Genomic DNA, 16742 nt, shown 5'->3' on the forward strand with positions numbered 1-16742 from the left:
GGGCACTTTGGGGGCGCGTGGGTGGGCACATGGGAGGGCGCGTGGGTGGGCATCAACGCGCCGGTGGGCACCAAGGTGGCGCTGACCACGAAATCGGAGGAAGGTGTAGATATCGGGCGTGAAGTCCGATCGATGACGGCTGCCTGCGGGACGTCTGTGGCGCCCCCAGGGATATGAGTGAGGTGAGCGGCCTTGCGGGAGAGGTTCCGTGCTGTCCAGGGCGCGCCCTGCTGGGTGAGTCTGATGGCAGCGGATCTGGACCGCGCGCACCACTTCTACGGAGAGCTCTTCGGCTGGGGCTTCCGCCCCACCCGGCAGGGTCACGGCCGTTACACCATCGCGTACACCGAGGGCGGCGTACCGACCGTCGGCATCGGCGCCTCGTCGCCCTCGGCGGGAGTGACTCTGCCGGTCACCTGGACCACGTACTTCGCGGCGGACAGCGCGGACGATGTGGCCTCGCGCGTCCAGGAGCGCGGCGGCACGGTCGCGGTCGGGCCGCTGGAGTTCGGCAGCGGCCGGGTGGCCTGGGCGGCCGACCCGGACGGGGCCAACTTCGGCGTATGGGAGGGCGATCTGACCTCCGCCTGGTGGGGCGAGCGCAGGCCGGGTGCGCCCGTATGGCTGGAGCTGCGCACGCGTGACGCCTTCGAGGCGGCGCTCTTCTACGGGCAGGTCTTCGGCTGGGACACCCAGGGGCGGGAGCGCTGCGACGTCCGCTTCGAACACGACCGGGTGGTCCTCCATATCGACGGTAAGGCCGTCGCGGGGCTGCGCGGCGGCGCCATCGAAGCCGCCCCGGACCCGAACGTCCGGCCCCGCTGGCGGGTCTACTTCTGCGTGAAGGACGTCGACGAGGTCGCCGAACGCGCCGCGGAGCTCGGCGGCGGCGTCATCTCCCTGCCGGCCGACACCCCCTATGGGCGCGTCGCGGCGCTGCGCGACCCGGAGGGCGGGATCTTCAGCGTGGCGGCCGTGAGGAAAGGGCCCGCGGACGGGGATCCTGGCGGTGGAGGCTGAGGGGCGAGGGGAGACTGAGGAGGAGGGGGCTGGGGCCTCGACGGCTGTAGGCGTCGGCGCCTACGATCGGAAGTACGGCATCGCGTGTCGGTCACCGGCTGGGTGAGGCATGGAGGTGCTCGTGAGATTGCCTTACGGAGGCATTCCACAGTGTCTGTCGAGTTGAATCACACGATCGTCCATTCTCTGGACAACCACGAATCCGCGGAATTCCTGGCGAATATCCTTGGCCTCGAGGTGGGAGAAGAATGGGGCCCGTTCGTTCCGGTGGAAACCAGTAATGGTGTCACCCTGGATTTCGCTACCATTCCCGGCGAGTCGATCGTCATGCAGCATTACGCGTTCCTCATCTCGGATGAGGAGTTCGACGCGGCCTTCGGGCGGATCCGGGAGCAGGGGGTCACGTACTACGCCGATCCCCATCTGAAGCAGCCGGGCGAGATCAACCACCATCACGGCGGGCGCGGGCTGTACTTCATGGACCCGGCCGGTCATGGCATGGAGATCATCACTCGCCCGTACGGCAACGAGGAGTAGTCCGAGTAGTCCGGAGAGGCCCTGGGGCCCTCGGGCCCTGAGGCTCTGGACTACGGGTGGGGCGGAGCGCCGTACGCCCCGGCCCACCCGCTCAGTCTTCCTCTGCCCGCTCGCGGTCCCGGCGCTCCCGCCACGCCCGTACGGCCTCGTCGACGTCGAACGGCGCGAGATTGAGCGGCGGGCCGGGCGGGGGCCGCCGGATCGCCTCGCGGATCTTGTCATTGACCTCCGAGAGGATCTCCCGCACCGTCCGTTCCGACGGCGCCTTCTCCACGGCGGCGAGCGCGTCCTCCGCCTCTTTGCGCAGTACGAGTGTCGGTGGCAGAAACGACAGATTCTCGCGGGCCATCTTCTCCTTGACCCACCACAGATCGTCATAAGGCCTGTCGAGATTGGGGAGGGGTTTTCCCTTCCCCTGGAGGTTGGCGAACGCGCCGCGTTCCTCCGCCTCGCGGATCTGTCGGTCGGCCCACGTTTCGAAACTGATGCCCGGTGGCTTTCGCTCGGTCACCCTCAGATTCTCCCTCAGGTGGCGCGAAACGCGCCACAGGCCGTATGGGAAAGGGAGGTCAGAGGTGGGAGGCGAGGACCGGCAGCAGATCCTGGAACGTCCGCCCGGTGGCGGGCGCGCCGATCGCCGACATCTGCCAGGCCGCGCCCGCTCCGCCCCCACCCGCGCGGTGAACCTTGGCCATGATCTGGGCCGTGTACGGGCCGCCGCCGCTCAGGGTGTAGCGGGCCAGCTCCTGGCCGTTGGTCTCGTCGACCAGACGGCAGAAGGCATTCTGCACCTCGGCGAAGGTCTGTCCGGAGAAGGAGTTCACCGTGAACAGGATCTGATCGACATGGACCGGAACACGCTGCAGATCGATCAGGATCGATTCGTCGTCACCGCCTTGACCGGCGCCGCCGACGAGGTTGTCGCCGGTGTGCCGTACGGATCCGTCGTCGCTCGTCAGATGCTGGAAGAACACGACGTCCACGGCTTCCCGCCCGGCGAAGAGCACGGCCGAGGCATCCAGGTCGATCTCCTTGGCGGTCAGCCGGGCGAGGAACCCCTTTCGCGGCGCGGCCTGCCAGCCCAGGCCCATGCGCACCGCGGTGAGCTCACCCCCGTCGGACTTGCTCAGGCTGATCCGCTGGCCCTTGGCCAGGTTTACCGTCATGTGGTTCCTCTCTCGCTCTTCGGACTCGTCCGGGACGGGCTGTGCGACCGCTCCAGCCGGTCGCGCAGGAACGGCAGGATGCCGCGGTGAAGAAGGGCCCTCAGCCAGGCGTCGCGGGCCGTGGCCACGGCCGCGCCATCCCGGCGCCTGAGGTAGGGCGGATGCGTGGGTGGATGCGTGAGCGGATGCGTGGGTGGATGCCGGTGAAGACGTAGGTGCCCATGAGGACGTGGGCGCTGGTCGGGGGCCGAGGTTCGGTGGCGTACGACGGTGCCGAGCAGGCAGGCCACCCCCACCACCAGAGTGAACGCCGCGATCGTCGCGCTGGTCAGCCCGGCGGTCAACAGCGCGTCGACCAGCTCGCGTTGAGAGCCGAGGAGTCCCAGCACCCCGCCGAGGAGCAGAAAGGCCGCGGTCGAGGCGGCGGCCAGAGCCGGTGTGAGGACGGCGAACACCGGCAGCAGTCCACGGACGCCTGCCGAGGGGGTGGGTGAGCCGGATAGGGCAGATGCGGTGGACGTGGTGGACGCGGTGCACGCGGTCGTCGTCGCGGCGGCGCGTTGCCGGAGGTACGCGGCGTATTCGGGCGCGGCGGCCGTCGCGATCAGCTCGCTCGCCACGAGCGCCTGGGCGCGCAGCCGTTGGATGTCCGCGTCCCCGGTGGCCCCATTGCGCCGCAGGGCCTCACGGATCTCCGCCGTACGCAGCGCCTGGTGCAGCGCCCGCTCGAAGTCGGGCCTGTCCTCGGCCTGTAAGCCGGGTGGGGCGGTCATGTCCGCGCTTCCTCGATGAACTCGATGAGCTGGATGAGCTCGATGAGTAGGAATGAACCGGCCGCCGGACCTGTCTCAGGGGAAAGGCCGGGCCCGGCGGCCGCGGGAGGGCGTCAGCCAGAGATTTCAGAGATTGACGCCGAAGTCGGAGGCGATGCCCGCGAGCCCCGAGGCGTAACCCTGGCCGACCGCGCGGAACTTCCACTCCGCGCCGTTGCGGTAGAGCTCGCCGAAGACCATCGCCGTCTCGGTCGCGGCGTCCTCGCTCAGGTCGTAGCGGGCGAGTTCGACGTTGTCGGCCTGGTTGACCACCCGGATGAAGGCGTTCCGGATCTGGCCGAAGTTCTGGCCGCGGCTCTCCGCGTCGTGAATGGAGACCGGGAAGACGATTCTGGCGATCTCGGCGGGCACGGCGGTCAGGTTGACCTTGATGGCCTCGTCGTCGCCCTCGCCCTCACCGGTGAGATTGTCGCCGGTGTGCTCCACGGAGCCGTCGGGGCTGGTGAGGTTGTTGTAGAAGACGAAGTGCCGGTCGGACGCGACCTTACCGGCCTCGTCGCACAGCAGCGCGCTCGCGTCGAGGTCGTAGTCGGCGCCCGTCGTCGTCCGCACGTCCCAGCCCAGGCCGACGAGAACGGCGCTCAGACCCGGCGCCTCCTTGCTCAGCGAGACATTGCCGCCTTTGGACAGGGAAACTCCCACGATCTCCTCCTCGTGCTCGGTGGACCGGAGTTAAAATCTACAGCACTGTAGAAATTGATCGGGCGAGGGACGGAGGGGTTGGCGAGATCTGGGCGGGTGAGGGGGAGGCGAGACGGAGCGGGGCGAAGCCGGTGACCCATCTGACCCACCGACTCACCGCGCCACCGCGCCACCGCACCGGCGCACCACCACCCCGCCACCCCCACCGCCCATAGGCCTACGCGGTGGCGAGCGACACCTCGGTCGACTTGATCAGAGCGGTGACCCGGCTGCCCTCGGCGAGCCCCAGCTCCGCCGCCGCCTCCTGGGTGATGGCGGCCGTGAGCTCCTGGCCGCCGCCGATGTCGATGACGACGGTGGCCATGGCGGCCCCGAGGGTGAGGCGGCTGACGGTGCCAGGGAAGCGATTGCGGATGCTCAGCCCCGAGACTTCCCCGGTGGCCAGCGCCACCTCGGTGGCCTTGGCCAGCGCCGTCACCTCGGAGCCCGCCCCGATACCGAGCTCCGTCACGGCGCTCATGGTCACGGCGGCCGTCACCATCTGTCCCCCGGACAGTCGCCCCTGGACCGTGGCCATGGCCTCGCCAGGCGTCACGGACACGACGGTGGCGGGGAGCTGATTGCGGATGCTGAGACTCATGGGTGCACCACCCCGGAGGCGGAGGTCGAGGGCCTGATACCGCTCACCCTAGGCACCCACCCAAGGATCCGCGCGCCGAGCACACCGGCCCCGTACGCCACACAGGACTGGGCAGGTCTCCCGCACCCCCTCAGCCACACCCAGCCCCCCGTAGCCGCTGTCAACGAATCGCCGACATCTGGCTCGTCATGGTGTGCTCGACGAGCGTGATCAGGGCGAATTTGCTGGACTCGCGGGAGCGCGCGTCACACATCACCACCGGCACGCGCGCATCGAGGTCGAGGGCGTAGCGCACCTCCTCGGCATTGAAGTCGCAGGTGCCATGGAAGCGATTGACTGCGACGATGAACGACGTGCCGCGGTGCTCGAAGTAATCGACGGCGGGGAAGGAGTCCTCGAGTCTCCGAGTGTCGGCCAGCACGATGGCCCCGAGTGCGCCGAGAGCCAACTCGTCCCACATGAACCAGAAGCGGTTCTGCCCAGGGGTACCGAAGAGGTACACCACCAGATCCCGGCTGATCGTGATCCGGCCGAAGTCCATGGCCACGGTCGTTGTGTTCTTCTCCTCCACGCCGCTGAGGTTGTCCACGCCCTCGCTCGTCGCCGTGATCGTCTCCTCGGTCTTCAGCGGGGAGATCTCACTGACGGCACCGACCATCGTGGTCTTCCCGGCGCCGAACCCGCCGGCGATGAGGATTTTGACCGCTGTCGGAAGATCGCCAGAACCGGGATTCGGCTCAAAGCCTGCGAATTCCATCAAGTACCGCCTGAAGAAGGTGTATGTCCGGGGCCTCCGCCAGCTCGACCGGTGCGCGTGTGCGGATGGCCCTCATATCGAGTAGGTCTCCGAGCAGGACCTTGGTCACTGTCACGGTCATGCCCAGTCGGGCAGCGATCTCGGCAACGGAGAGGGGGGCGCCCGTGCACATGCGCAGGATCACGATGTGCTCCGGCTCAAGGCCGGGACGTGCCGTGTCAGGACTCGAGGCGACGATCAGCGTGATCAGGTCGACCTCGTCCCGACTTGGCCGCGTGCGGCCGCCGGTTCTCGCGAACGAGCGCACGATGGGGCCTGCGTCCACGTCCCACCATGATTCCTCCGGCTCGGACATGGGGCCTCACCTCAGATGGACGACGGCGAAACCGCTGCCGCTTGTCGTGGCGCCGCGGCAAGGTAGTCACCGACACGCTTGACGATCAGGTTCATCTCATAAGCAACGAGGCCAACGTCGATTTCGGACCCGCCAAGGATGGCGAGGCAGGCGCCTTTTCCCGCACCGGAGACAAACAGAAAGAGGTTCTCCAGTTCGACGATCGTCTGCCGCACGGGCCCTCCGCTGAAGCGGCGCCCGAAGCCTCCGGCCAGGCTCTGGACACCCGAGGCGATAGCCGACATGTGTTCGGCGTCTTCACGGACGAGTTCGCGCGAGTGGGCGATCACCAGTCCGTCGGCCGACAACACGAGGACGTGCCTCGTCCCGGGAACCCGCCGCACGAGATCGTCCAGCATCCAGTTGAGGTCGGTGACCTGTTTCGGCATATGCGTCATCACGAATCCCACTGTCCTTCTCGGGTCGGCCAGTTCCCGGCCACGTCATCTTGTCTGCCATCGCGCTCCTGCTCCGCGGCGTCACGCCCCCGATACGACTGGCGCTGGTACATCGACATCAGGCGCCTTGCCTCCTCGGCCGACCGCTCCTTGGCCGGCTCGTTGGGCGCCGGGGTCGCAGGGTGGAGCAGCTGCGGTTGCATGCTTGCCTGGCGGATCCGGCGCGGCAGCCGTTTCGATGTTCGCTGTGGCCGTTCCGGATGCCCCGTGTCCGGTGGGTTGTTGCGTATCGGCTCGACACCGCCTGGCATGCGCGGCTCCTCCCGGCGGGACAGTGTCCCCACCGTCTCCGAACGTGGTGGCCTCTCCGGGGGCAATGGCGTCGAAGCGTGTCCGATGTCGCCTGCCCACGTGGGGGAGCCCGCCGGTGATCGCGTGTTGTCCGCCACCGGTGCCGCAGCCCCGGCCATCACCGCGGTGCGGCCAGGGTTCGGAGCGTTGGTCTCGGTTGCCTCCAGGAGGTCCACCGGAACCAGAACCACCGCCGAGGTCCCCCCGTACGGTGAGGGACGCAAGGTGATCACAATATTGTGGCGAGCCGCCAGCCTCGCGACGACGAACAGACCGAGGCGGGTGTCCTCCCTGAAGCCCATGACATTGAACTCAGGCGCCGCCGCCAGCAGGCGGTTGGCCTCCTCACGTACCTCATCGGTCATGCCGATGCCGTGGTCCTCGATTTCGATCCCGAGCCCCTTGGGCACGACCTCCGCATGGATCCGTACGGGCGACTCCGGCGGAGCGAACGTCGTCGCGTTCTCGATCAGCTCGGACAGCAGGTGCATCATGTCGCCGGCCACCGGGCCGACGAGCGTGACCTCAGGGATCCCGGTCAGCTGGACCCGGGAGTAATCCTCGATCTGTGAGGCTGCCGCACGCAGCATCTCGGTCAACTGCACCGGATGACGCCAGCGGCGGGCGGGCATCGCGCCGCCTAGAATGGATAAATTCTCGGAGTTGCGCCGCATCCGCGTGGCGAGGTGATCCAACCGGAACAGGTCGGCGAGCCGATCGGGATCCTCCTCGTGGCGTTCCAGAGTGTCCATCAGAGCGAGCTGACGGTGCACCAGTCCCTGGCTGCGCTGCGCGAGGTTGAGGAACACGCGGCTGATACCCTCACGTGTTTCGGCCTGCTCGATCGCCGCCCGTACGGCGATGCGTTGCGCCGTGGCGAACGCGCTGGCGACCTGTCCGATCTCGTCCGAACCATGGTTGATTTCGGGGACGGCCTCAGCAAGTTGAACTTTGTCGCCCTTCTGAAGATGGGTGATGATTTCGGGTAGCCGCTCCTCGGCCAGCCGCAGCGTTGCGCCGCGGAGATCCCGGAGCCGACGGATCAGTGCCCGTGAGACCAGCACGGAGATCAACACGGCCAGCGCGATGGCCAGCAGAGCTCCCACACTGGTCCAGATCACCGAGGTCATTAGTTCGTCGACACGGTCGTTGGCGAATCCGACCGCGAAGTCCACCTGGCCCAAGGTGAGCTGCTGAAGGCTCCCCGCCACCTTGAGCATCGAAGCCTGCCAGCGCTCGAAACTGGGTGAAATCCGGCCGGACTCCATGGCTGACCGCTCTGCGGCAGCCAGCATCGACCACTCCCGTCCAGCAGCGATCGCTTGATAGCGCTCCGCCTGCGCCCCGCGTAGAGCTGGCACCACCACCTCCCACTGTTCCCGCTGCACGCCAACGAGCCGAGACAATTGCCTCTGTTCCTTGGCGGACATGCCGGTGGTCGATGACAGTCCTACGGACAGCACTGCGTTTTGCCTGGCGAGGCTCTCGAGGGCGCGGAATAGATCTGCGGCGGTTGTCCCTTCGTTGAGCGCCTTGGAGTCGTTGGTCAGGCGGGCTTCAGCCTCGAAGTACCTCATGCCGGTACTCAAGGCGCCGGTGTAAAACTCGTAGGCGTCGCCGTGATTCACCTCGCGCGCGTCAACCTGCTGCCGGAATTTCGGCAGCATCGCGAGGCCCGCGCTGATCTGCTGGAAGGTCCGTTTGAGAGCGGGCGGGTTGTTGGCGACTACCGGTTCTGCGGCCTCGCGCATCTCCGCGAGTCTCCGGTCGGTGTTCACGCGTTGCCGGTCGAGCAGTCCCCGACCCGCCCCGGACTGAGCCAGGTAGATCATCGACAGCCGGCGCTCCTCTTGAAGGGCCACCATCGCGGTCTCGCTCTTGACCCCCACCGCTTCCACGTCCCGCACGGTCTGACGCAGATCCAGCGCCTCGTTGAACCCTTTGATCGTGTAGGTGCCCCACAGGCCGGTCAGGGCCAGGCTCGGGATGAGCACGAGGACGAGGACGCGGGCCCGGATCGACCAGGGGCCCTGACGTCCGCGTGGCCGGGGAATGGCCCGCCGGGGGGCCGCACGCTGCCTGGCCCGGCCCCGCCTTGCGCGTCTACCGGCGGTCGGCTGAGCATCGCGCCCCTGCTGGGCGGGCTGTGAGGGTGAACTCGCGGCAGGGGCTGCCTCGGCGTCAGGCGGTAAATGGGACAGCAAGTTGAATATTCCCCTGATTGGTGGAAAACCGGAGCATTCGCTGCGACGCCCAGTAAGACATCGGCGCCCAGGGTGCTGGAATCCAGGGCATCGATGTCGACGATTCACGAACAAGGGATTGTCAATTCCCGCACGACAGCGTTCCGGTCGCGAACCGGGTCGTGGCGGGCACTCGTCACATGCGCGAGTCACCTGGGCGGGGAGGTCTTCGTCCCGGATCGGCGGAGGTGCTCTCCGGCCTGGGACTGCCGGTATTCGCTGGGTGTGACATCGTAAAAATGGCGGAACATACGGGTGAAGACGGTCGGGTTCTCAATTCCGACAGACCGGGCGATCGCGGCGATGGGGCGCTGTCGACGCTGGGGGCTCGCCAGGTTCCTGCGAGCCTCCTCCATACGGGTACTACGAATGTACCGGGCCGGTGAAGTGCCACTTTCCCGAAAAACGATCTCCACATAGCGCACGGAGACCCCGAACGCCGCTGCCACCGCCTTCGCGGACAGATCCGGCTCGGCGAGGTGACGCTGTATGAAGTCACGCATGCGCAGGAGTTGAGCCTGGTGTCCGAGGAGCCCGTTCACTCCGGCCTGGTCGGTAAGTTCATCGGACCGCAGCACGGAGAACGTCAACTCGCGTAAGACGTTTCCCAGTTCGGGCAGTAAGTCCGAGTCTAACCGCTCGCCGTTGGCGTAGATCTCCTTGATCGTGGCCCGAAGGACGCGCAGAACCGGGTTCTGGGCGGCGATGCGGCGCCCGACCCGTTCCCTGCTGACCGGCGTGACCCGTGCCACGTCCGTACGCGGCAGCGTCAGTACGAGGTGATGGGCGAACTCATCTGCGCTGAGCTGGAAAGGAGCCGTGCTGTCGAGCAGAACCGCGTCCCCGCGATGCAGGTGGGACCGCACATTTCCATTGAGCGATGAACTGTCTTCCTGGGCGATCGAAAGGAGGTAGAAGTCATCCTGATTTCCGACAAGCATCCTGGGTGCGCGCACGACACGCACCGGATCGGAACCGACGTCGGTCAGGCTGAGACCTCCCAGGTCGAGTTGACGGAGCCAGCCCGTGTAGCCGGCCCCGTCCCCTGTGCGACCGACCGGGATCGCGTCGAGCTCGATCAGGGATTCGTGCAGCATCCCCCGCCAAGCGTCAACATCGGCTGACATGCCGCCGGCCAGGCAGGACTGATTCTGCGTGACAGCGGCGCCGAGCGGTGTTCCATGGGGCGTACTCAGGACACGGGGAGCAGTCCCGCCCTCGTGCGGCCGCGAGGTCCTGGGAGGCAAGCTCATCGCACGGTCTTCGTTCATAGCGGTCGGACTCTCCAGAAATGTATAGACCGGGTGCGCGGATGGTCGGTTCAGGTCGGGATCGAAAGTTCAGCATGTTCTCCACCGCTCCGCTTCCTGGGGCGGTCGCAGCGCACCCCCACGCGCCGGGTGGCCAGACCAGGAGCTGGCCCCGTCGCCTCGGCCGACGGCCGCGGCGATGGGTGCACGGAAGCAGCAAACAGGAGGTACAAATGCGGAGGGCCGCCGTACTCGGGGGCAGCATCGCGGGGCTGCTGGCCGCCCGAGTGCTTAGTGATCACGCAGATGAGGTGGTGGTCCTGGAACGGGATGACGTCGCCGTGTCGGGCGAATTCGGGGGCGGTCAGGGCCCTCGGCCCGGTGTACCGCAAGGCACCCAGATGCACGCTCTGCTGGACGCGGGCCGCCGAAGGATCGACCACTGGTTTCCCGGATTCTCCACCGAACTGGTCGCCGACGGTGCCGCACTCGCGGACACCGGTACGGACGTGCACAGTTACCTTGATGGCAGTCTCAAGGTGCTGGTAGGTGGCGTGGAGATGGTCAGCGCCACGCGGCCGTTCCTGGAGACACACCTCCGCCGCAGGGTGTTGGCGCTCGACAATCTGAGTCAGGTCAACGGTCGCGTGCAGGGACTGGCCTTCACTGGCGACCGGGTGAGCGGGGTGCGGTACGCGGGCGCGGCCGGTGACGACGTCCTATCCGCCGATCTGGTGGTCGACGCGACCGGCCGCGCCAGCCGGATCGCGGCCTGGTTGAGGGAGGGGGGCTGGCCCGAACCGGAGATGCGGCGTGTTCACGTGGACCTTGGCTATGCCACCGCGCTGTTTCGTCACCCCGAGGGACCGCATGGCGTCACACTGGCACAGTCCCTGGCGACCCTGCCGGATGGCCGATTGCGGCTGGGCACCCTTGGCCGGGTCGAGGGAGATCGGTGGATTGTCCTGGTGGCCGGGTACTCGGAAGACCGCCCGGGACGGAGCATGGAGGGGTTCCTTCGCCGCTGCGAGGAAGACCCGGCGGCACCGTTTCGCCAGCTGGCCGAGGACGGTGAGCCGATCGGAGAGCCGGTGACATACCGGCATCCGGACAATCGACGGCGCGACTTCCACCTGCTGGACCGGTTCCCTGCCGGACTCATCGCGGTCGGTGACACTCTGGCCTCATTCAACCCCATATACGGCCAGGGCATGTCCTCGGCCACGATGCACGCCTCGTGCCTGGCGGCCTGTCTCGAATCCGGGCAGTCCCTGCGGGATCCGGCATGGTCGTATTTCAAGCAGGTCCGCGCCGTCGTGGATGACGCGTGGCAGACGTCCGTCCTCAATGACCTGAAATTGCCGCATGTCACCGGACCAAGGCCGCGGGGATTCAAGGTCGCTTCCCAGCTCAGCGACCTCATCGTCAAGGCGTCGGTGACCGATCCGGTGATACACCGACGCTTCCTGCAGGTGGCGCACATGCTGTCCCCGGCGAAGACGCTGATGCGTCCCGGAACGTTGCTGCGGGCCGCGTGGGCGGTACGCAAGCAGGACACCCCAGCAGCCGATACGCCGCTCGACACCGCCGCGTGACACTTCACCGGGCGGTCGCGCCTGAGCCCACCGCCACAGTCGCGCGGGTCTGCGGCCCGGATGGCCGACCAAGCCGAGTCGCAGCCAGGGCTATCGGTGCCGTGGCGTCGATCCGACCATGCCCGGGGTGCAGAGGACGCGCTGCGGTCCGGTGGTCACCCGAAGATGAGCGCGACGTCCTTCTTCAGGCAGAACCTCATGACGGCGACCAGCTGGCGGGCGTCATCGGTGTGCCGTTGGAGAAGGGGATCGCTGCCATCGTGTTGCCGCTGGTCGATGATCGCTTCCAACCGGGGCAGTATGGCCGCGCATTGAGCGGGTGTGAGGTCGGGGGCGTCGTCGTCCGGATGGTCGAGCAGGGGCGCCAGAGTCGTGGAAACGCTGCTCCACGGGCGGTCTCCGCCGAAGCCGTACATCTCAGCGAGGGTGAATCCCTCCGCCTGGGCCAGCCACTCCCTGAACACGTTGAAGCCGGTATAGGACCAGGAGACGTCCGGACTGGTCACGTTGCCGTCTCCGGGGAAGAGTACGAGCCCCATCCTGCCCTCCTTACCCGTATTCGGGAGCACTGCTCGGAATCTGGCCCCAGGGATGGTGGCACATCGGAAGTGGGGAGACGCATGCACCGGCCGCCTGTGTCGGCAGCCACCGCGCGCCGTGGCGCACGCCCTGGGAGCCGGAGGGTCGGCTCCCGAACGGCTCCCAAGGTGGCCCGGAAACGAGTCACCCCGGAAACGAGTCACCCCGGAAACGAGTCAGGGGCCCGACCCGCTTTCGCGGATCAGGCCCCTGACCTGTGTTCCTTCAGTCGGGGTGGCGGGATTTGAACCCACGACCTCTTCGTCCCGAACGAAGCGCGCTGCCAAGCTGCGCTACACCCCGAAGCAACGAGCTCTACTTTAGCGGACCTGTGGCCAGAGACGAAATCCGGTTTTCGAGGTCCCGCAGGTCGGGGCGGTCCCGGTGGGTGGGGTGGGGTCAGGGGGCCTGGGGAGTGAGGGTGAGCAGGGTGGCTTCCGGGGGGCAGGCGAAGCGGACCGGGGTGTAGCGGTTGGTGCCGCAGCCCGCGGAGACGTGGAGGTAGGAGGTGTGGCCGCCGGCCTGGTGCTGGGAGAGGCCCTTGACCCGGCGGGCGTCGAGGTCGCAGTTGGTGACCAGGGCGCCGTAGAAGGGGACGCACAGCTGGCCGCCGTGGGTGTGGCCCGCGAGGATCAGGGGGTAGCGGTCCGCGGCGAAGGCGTCGAGGACGCGCAGGTACGGGGCGTGGACCACGGCCAGGGAGAGGTCGGCGCCCGACTCGGGGCCGCCCGCCACCTCGGCGTAGCGGTCGCGCTTGATGTGGGGGTCGTCGAGGCCGGTGAGGGCGATCTCGATGTCCTCCAGCTTCAGCCGGCCGCGGGTGTTGGACAGCCCGACCCAGCCGGCCGCGTCGAAGGCGTCGCGGAGCTCCGTCCACGGGTTGTGGATGGCGCCGACGACCGGGGGGTTGCCGTTCAGACCGTGCTTACCGCTCGCCTTCTCCAAGAGGTAGCGGGCGGGGTTGCGCGGCCTCGGGCCGTAGTAGTCGTTCGAGCCGAAGACATACGCACCGGGGAACTGCATCAGCGGGCCCAGCGCGTCCAGGACCTCCGGCACGCCCTCCGGGTCCGAGAGGTTGTCCCCGGTGTTCACCACGAAGTCGGGGCGCAGCCCGGCCAGGGACTGGAGCCAGCGCTGCTTCTTGCGCTGGCCGCTCACCATGTGGATGTCGGAGACCTGTAGGACGCGCAGGGGGCGCATCCCGCGTGGGAGCACCGGAACGGTGATCCGCCGGAGCCTGAAGGACCGGACTTCGAAGCAGGCGGCGTAGGCGAGGCCGGCCGCGCCGACCGCCGTGATTCCCAGGGGTACTCCGTATCGCGCGCGCATGCCGTCCATGGTCGCAGAACGCCGCCGGGGGAGAAATCTTCGGGTGATTCCCGGCCAGTGCTGGCACACTCGACGCCATGACCACCACGCTCAAGTCCAGGCTGCAGGCCGATCTCACCGCGGCGATCAAGGCGCGCGACGAGCTGCGCTCCTCGACTCTCCGGCTCACCATCACCGCGATCACCAAGGAAGAGGTCGCGGGCGAGAGCGCGCGTGAGCTGTCCGACGCCGAGGTGGAGAAGATCGTCGCGCGGGAGGCCAAGAAGCGCCGTGAGGCCGCCGAGGCGTTCGAGAAGGGTGGACGCGCCGCGCAGGCCGAGCGGGAGAAGGCGGAGGGCGAGGTGCTCGCCGAGTATCTGCCGAAGCCCCTTACGGACGACGAGCTGAACGCCCTGGTGGCCGAGGCCGTGCGGGAGGCCGCGGCGGGTGGCGCGGAGGGGCCGCGGGCCATGGGCGCCGTGATGAAGATCGTGAACCCGAAGATCGCCGGGCGGGCGGAGGGCGGCCGGGTCGCCGCCGCGGTGAAGCGGCAGCTCGCGGGCGGATAGTTCCCCCCCCGCTCGAAGGGCGCCTTGTCGCGTTGTGTTATGGGGTGTGCACACGCTGTGCTCCGCATTAGGTACACACACGAGAAGTGGGTGCGCGCATAAGGTGGGCGCGCATATAAGAAGGGGGCCGGACATCTCTGTCCGGCCCCCTTCGGCGCTCGATCACAAGCCACCGCTACCGCGGAAAGTTCCAGCCACCATTCCCGTTGCCGTTCCCGCCATTCCCATTGCCGCCGCCGATCAGGTCCGGGGGCAGGGAGATGTCCGGCCACGGGTTGTCCTGGCCGCCGTTGTCGCCCTTGTCGTTGCCCTTGTCGCGGCCCGGCCTGTGGTCGCCCGGCTTCTTGCCGTCGTGGGGCTTGCGCTGGTTCGGGTCCTTGATCTGGACGTTCACGAAGTTCGGCGCCTGCTTGCCGTCCAGCGCGCCGCTCATCGCGTCCTTCCAGATCGGGCCGGGGGTGTCCGCGCCGTAGACCTTGTCGTGAGGGACGCCGCCGATGGTGATGTTCTCCATCTTGACGCCCTTGGTGCCTGGGCCGCCGACCCACACCGCACCCGCCATGTTCGGGGTGTATCCGACGAACCACGCGGCCCTGCGCTCGTCCGTCGTACCGGTCTTACCGGCGCTCGGGCGGCTCTGGAGCCCGGCCTGCTTGCCGGTGCCGTCCTCGACCACTCCGCGCAGCAGCGTGTTGATGGTGTCCGCGGTCTTCTCCGACATCGCACGGGAGCACTTCGACTGCGGGACCTTCAGCTTCTTGCCGCCGGGGCCGGTGATCGACTCGATGAAGACCGGGGAGCAGTAGACACCGCGGTTGGCGAAGGTCGCGTAGGCGTTGGCCATCGTCAGCGGCGAGAAGCCCTCGGAGCCGAGGGTGACGGAGGGCACCTGGTTGTGCTCCTGGCCGTCGGCGCGCTTCGCCCCCATCTTGTCGGCCATCTGCGTCACCGGGCAGACCCCGATGTCGCTGATCAGCTGGACGAAGTAGGTGTTGACCGACTTGGCGGTCGCCTCCTTCATCCCGTACGGGCCGACCTCCTTCTCGTTCTCGTTCTCGACCGTCGCGCCCTCGTCGTTGTTCCAGGTGCCCTTGCAGGTGGTGACCGGGCTCGGATACTTCATCTTGTACGGCGAGGAGTAGCGCTGGTACGGCTTCTTGCCCTGCTCGATGGCGGCCGCCGCGGTGATCGGCTTGAAAGTGGAGCCGACCTGGAAGCCGTAGTTCGAGCCGCCCATGGACTTGTCCGCGGACAGGTTGATCTGGGTCTCGTTCTCGCCGAAGCCGTACGGCCTCGACTGGCCCATCCCCAGCACCTTGCCGGTGCCCGGTTCGACCAGCGTCACCGCGGTGGCCACCGGGTCGGACTGGTAGACATGCTTCTTGATCGACTTCTGGACCGACTCCTGGGCCTGCGGGTCGAGCGTCGTGCGGATCGTCAGACCGCCCTGGGTCCAGCGCTTGGCGCGCGCCTCCGCGGTCTTGCCGAAGGTCGGGTCGTTGAGCAGGGTCTCGCGGACGTAGTCACAGAAGAACCCGGCGCCCTTGACGGCCGTGATGCAGCCGCTCCTGGGCATGCTGACCTTGAGGCCGAGCGGCTTCTTCTGGGCCGCGGCGGCCTGCGCCGGAGTGATGTCCTTCACCTCGGCCATGCGCCGCAGAACGGTGTCGCGGCGTGCCTTGGCGGACTGCGGGGCGTTGATCGGGTCGTAGCGGCTGGGCGACTGGACGAGACCGGCCAGCAGCGCCGCCTGCTCCAGCTTCAGATCCTTGGCGGACTTGCTGAAGTAGCGCTGGGAGGCCGCCTCGATGCCGTACGCCTGCTGCCCGAAGAAGGTGATGTTCAGGTAGTTCTCGAGGATCCGCTTCTTGCCCAGTTCCTTCTCGACCTTGATCGCGTACTTCAGTTCCTTGATCTTGCGGCCGATGGACTGCCGGGTGGCCTGGGCGACCTTCTCCTTGTCGTCGCCCGCCTCCTCGACGAACACGTTCTTCACATACTGCTGGGTCAGCGTGGAGGCGCCCTGGGAGACCCCGCCGTCCTGCGCGTTGCTGTTGACCGCGCGCAGCACGCCCTTGAGGTCGACCGCCCCGTGCTCGTAGAAACGGGCGTCCTCGATCGCGACGATCGCCTGCCGCATGTACGAGGAGATGTCGTTCAGCTTCACGATCGTCCGGTCGCGGGAGTAGACCTTTGCGATCTCCCCACCCTTGGCGTCCAGGATCGTGGTCCGCTGGCTGAGCGGCGGTGTCTTGAGATTGGCCGGAATTCCGTCGAACTCCTCGACCGTTCCCTTGGCCGCGAGGCCGAGCGCCCCGACGGCGGGAAGCGCGAGCCCGGCCATCACGGCACCGGCCAGCGCGCTGACGCCGAGGAACTTGGCGGCCTGTTGAGCGGCGGACAGCCCTCCGCTCGAGCGCGTGTTTCCCATAGGACGCAGCCTACGTCTCGAATCGCCGG

At 67.6% G+C, this 16742-nt stretch carries 17 protein-coding genes and 1 tRNA gene; 4 read left to right on the forward strand and 14 right to left on the reverse strand.

The window, feature by feature from the left end:
* The first annotated feature begins 243 nt into the window (after positions 1–243).
* Both J2Z30_RS31460 and J2Z30_RS31465 read left to right on the forward strand, forming a co-directional pair.
* Positions 244–1020 (forward strand): VOC family protein, encoded by a 777-nt coding sequence (locus J2Z30_RS31460; RefSeq protein WP_044573038.1) that lies wholly within the window; start codon positions 244–246, stop codon positions 1018–1020.
* Positions 1021–1170: 150 nt separating this feature from the next.
* Positions 1171–1557, forward strand: a complete 387-nt coding sequence (locus J2Z30_RS31465) for a VOC family protein (RefSeq protein ID WP_044573040.1) — start codon at positions 1171–1173, stop codon at positions 1555–1557.
* Between the two features lie 91 nt (positions 1558–1648).
* Here J2Z30_RS31465 and J2Z30_RS31470 read toward each other — a convergent pair whose 3' ends face one another.
* From J2Z30_RS31470 to J2Z30_RS31515, 10 genes are all read right to left on the reverse strand, one after another.
* Positions 1649–2068: a DnaJ family domain-containing protein gene (locus J2Z30_RS31470; protein WP_044573043.1), complete on the reverse strand. Its 420-nt coding sequence runs from the start codon at positions 2066–2068 to the stop codon at positions 1649–1651.
* Positions 2069–2126: 58 nt separating this feature from the next.
* Positions 2127–2723, reverse strand: a complete 597-nt coding sequence (locus J2Z30_RS31475; protein WP_044573044.1) for a TerD family protein — start codon at positions 2721–2723, stop codon at positions 2127–2129.
* Entirely contained in the window at positions 2720–3496 is a 777-nt protein-coding gene (locus J2Z30_RS31480) for a hypothetical protein (protein ID WP_052701471.1), read from the reverse strand. Before J2Z30_RS31480 ends, J2Z30_RS31475 begins: the two co-directional genes overlap by 4 nt.
* A 126-nt stretch (positions 3497–3622) precedes the next feature.
* Complete coding sequence (locus J2Z30_RS31485) at positions 3623–4198, reverse strand: TerD family protein (protein WP_044573046.1); 576 nt, start codon at positions 4196–4198, stop codon at positions 3623–3625.
* Between the two features lie 217 nt (positions 4199–4415).
* Positions 4416–4838 (reverse strand): TOBE domain-containing protein, encoded by a 423-nt coding sequence (locus J2Z30_RS31490; RefSeq protein WP_044573049.1) that lies wholly within the window; start codon positions 4836–4838, stop codon positions 4416–4418.
* Between the two features lie 160 nt (positions 4839–4998).
* The gene (locus J2Z30_RS31495) at positions 4999–5595 is read right to left on the reverse strand and encodes a GTP-binding protein (protein ID WP_044573052.1); all 597 of its coding nucleotides are present in this window, start codon (positions 5593–5595) and stop codon (positions 4999–5001) included.
* Positions 5576–5950, reverse strand: a complete 375-nt coding sequence (locus J2Z30_RS31500; RefSeq protein WP_044573054.1) for a DUF742 domain-containing protein — start codon at positions 5948–5950, stop codon at positions 5576–5578. The genes J2Z30_RS31495 and J2Z30_RS31500 overlap by 20 nt, the downstream gene beginning before the upstream one ends.
* An 11-nt stretch (positions 5951–5961) precedes the next feature.
* Positions 5962–6387, reverse strand: coding sequence for a roadblock/LC7 domain-containing protein (locus J2Z30_RS31505; RefSeq protein ID WP_044581725.1), 426 nt, complete (start codon positions 6385–6387; stop codon positions 5962–5964).
* Positions 6387–8732 (reverse strand): sensor histidine kinase, encoded by a 2346-nt coding sequence (locus tag J2Z30_RS31510; RefSeq protein WP_052701472.1) that lies wholly within the window; start codon positions 8730–8732, stop codon positions 6387–6389. Before J2Z30_RS31510 ends, J2Z30_RS31505 begins: the two co-directional genes overlap by 1 nt.
* A gap of 398 nt (positions 8733–9130) precedes the next feature.
* The gene (locus J2Z30_RS31515) at positions 9131–10078 is read right to left on the reverse strand and encodes an AraC-like ligand-binding domain-containing protein (RefSeq protein WP_052701473.1); all 948 of its coding nucleotides are present in this window, start codon (positions 10076–10078) and stop codon (positions 9131–9133) included.
* A gap of 554 nt (positions 10079–10632) precedes the next feature.
* Here J2Z30_RS31515 and J2Z30_RS31520 point away from each other — a divergent pair.
* Positions 10633–11826, forward strand: a complete 1194-nt coding sequence (locus J2Z30_RS31520; protein WP_245388664.1) for an NAD(P)/FAD-dependent oxidoreductase — start codon at positions 10633–10635, stop codon at positions 11824–11826.
* Between the two features lie 155 nt (positions 11827–11981).
* On the opposite strand, the gene J2Z30_RS31525 is transcribed toward J2Z30_RS31520, so the two are convergent.
* From J2Z30_RS31525 to J2Z30_RS31535, 3 genes are all read right to left on the reverse strand, one after another.
* Complete coding sequence (locus J2Z30_RS31525; protein ID WP_044573059.1) at positions 11982–12365, reverse strand: hypothetical protein; 384 nt, start codon at positions 12363–12365, stop codon at positions 11982–11984.
* 269 nt (positions 12366–12634) lie between these two features.
* Positions 12635–12708: transfer RNA gene (locus J2Z30_RS31530), tRNA-Pro, on the reverse strand.
* A gap of 96 nt (positions 12709–12804) precedes the next feature.
* On the reverse strand, positions 12805–13734 hold the full coding sequence (locus J2Z30_RS31535) for a metallophosphoesterase (RefSeq protein WP_209468919.1): 930 nt from the start codon (positions 13732–13734) through the stop codon (positions 12805–12807).
* A gap of 77 nt (positions 13735–13811) precedes the next feature.
* On the opposite strand from J2Z30_RS31535, the gene J2Z30_RS31540 reads away from it, so the two are divergent.
* Positions 13812–14282 (forward strand): GatB/YqeY domain-containing protein, encoded by a 471-nt coding sequence (locus J2Z30_RS31540; RefSeq protein ID WP_044573064.1) that lies wholly within the window; start codon positions 13812–13814, stop codon positions 14280–14282.
* A gap of 175 nt (positions 14283–14457) precedes the next feature.
* On the opposite strand, the gene J2Z30_RS31545 is transcribed toward J2Z30_RS31540, so the two are convergent.
* Positions 14458–16713: a transglycosylase domain-containing protein gene (locus J2Z30_RS31545; protein WP_044573067.1), complete on the reverse strand. Its 2256-nt coding sequence runs from the start codon at positions 16711–16713 to the stop codon at positions 14458–14460.
* Between the last annotated feature and the right edge of the window lie 29 nt (positions 16714–16742).

The sequence above is a fragment of the Streptomyces iranensis genome (genome assembly GCF_017874715.1).
GTDB lineage: Bacteria > Actinomycetota > Actinomycetes > Streptomycetales > Streptomycetaceae > Streptomyces > Streptomyces iranensis.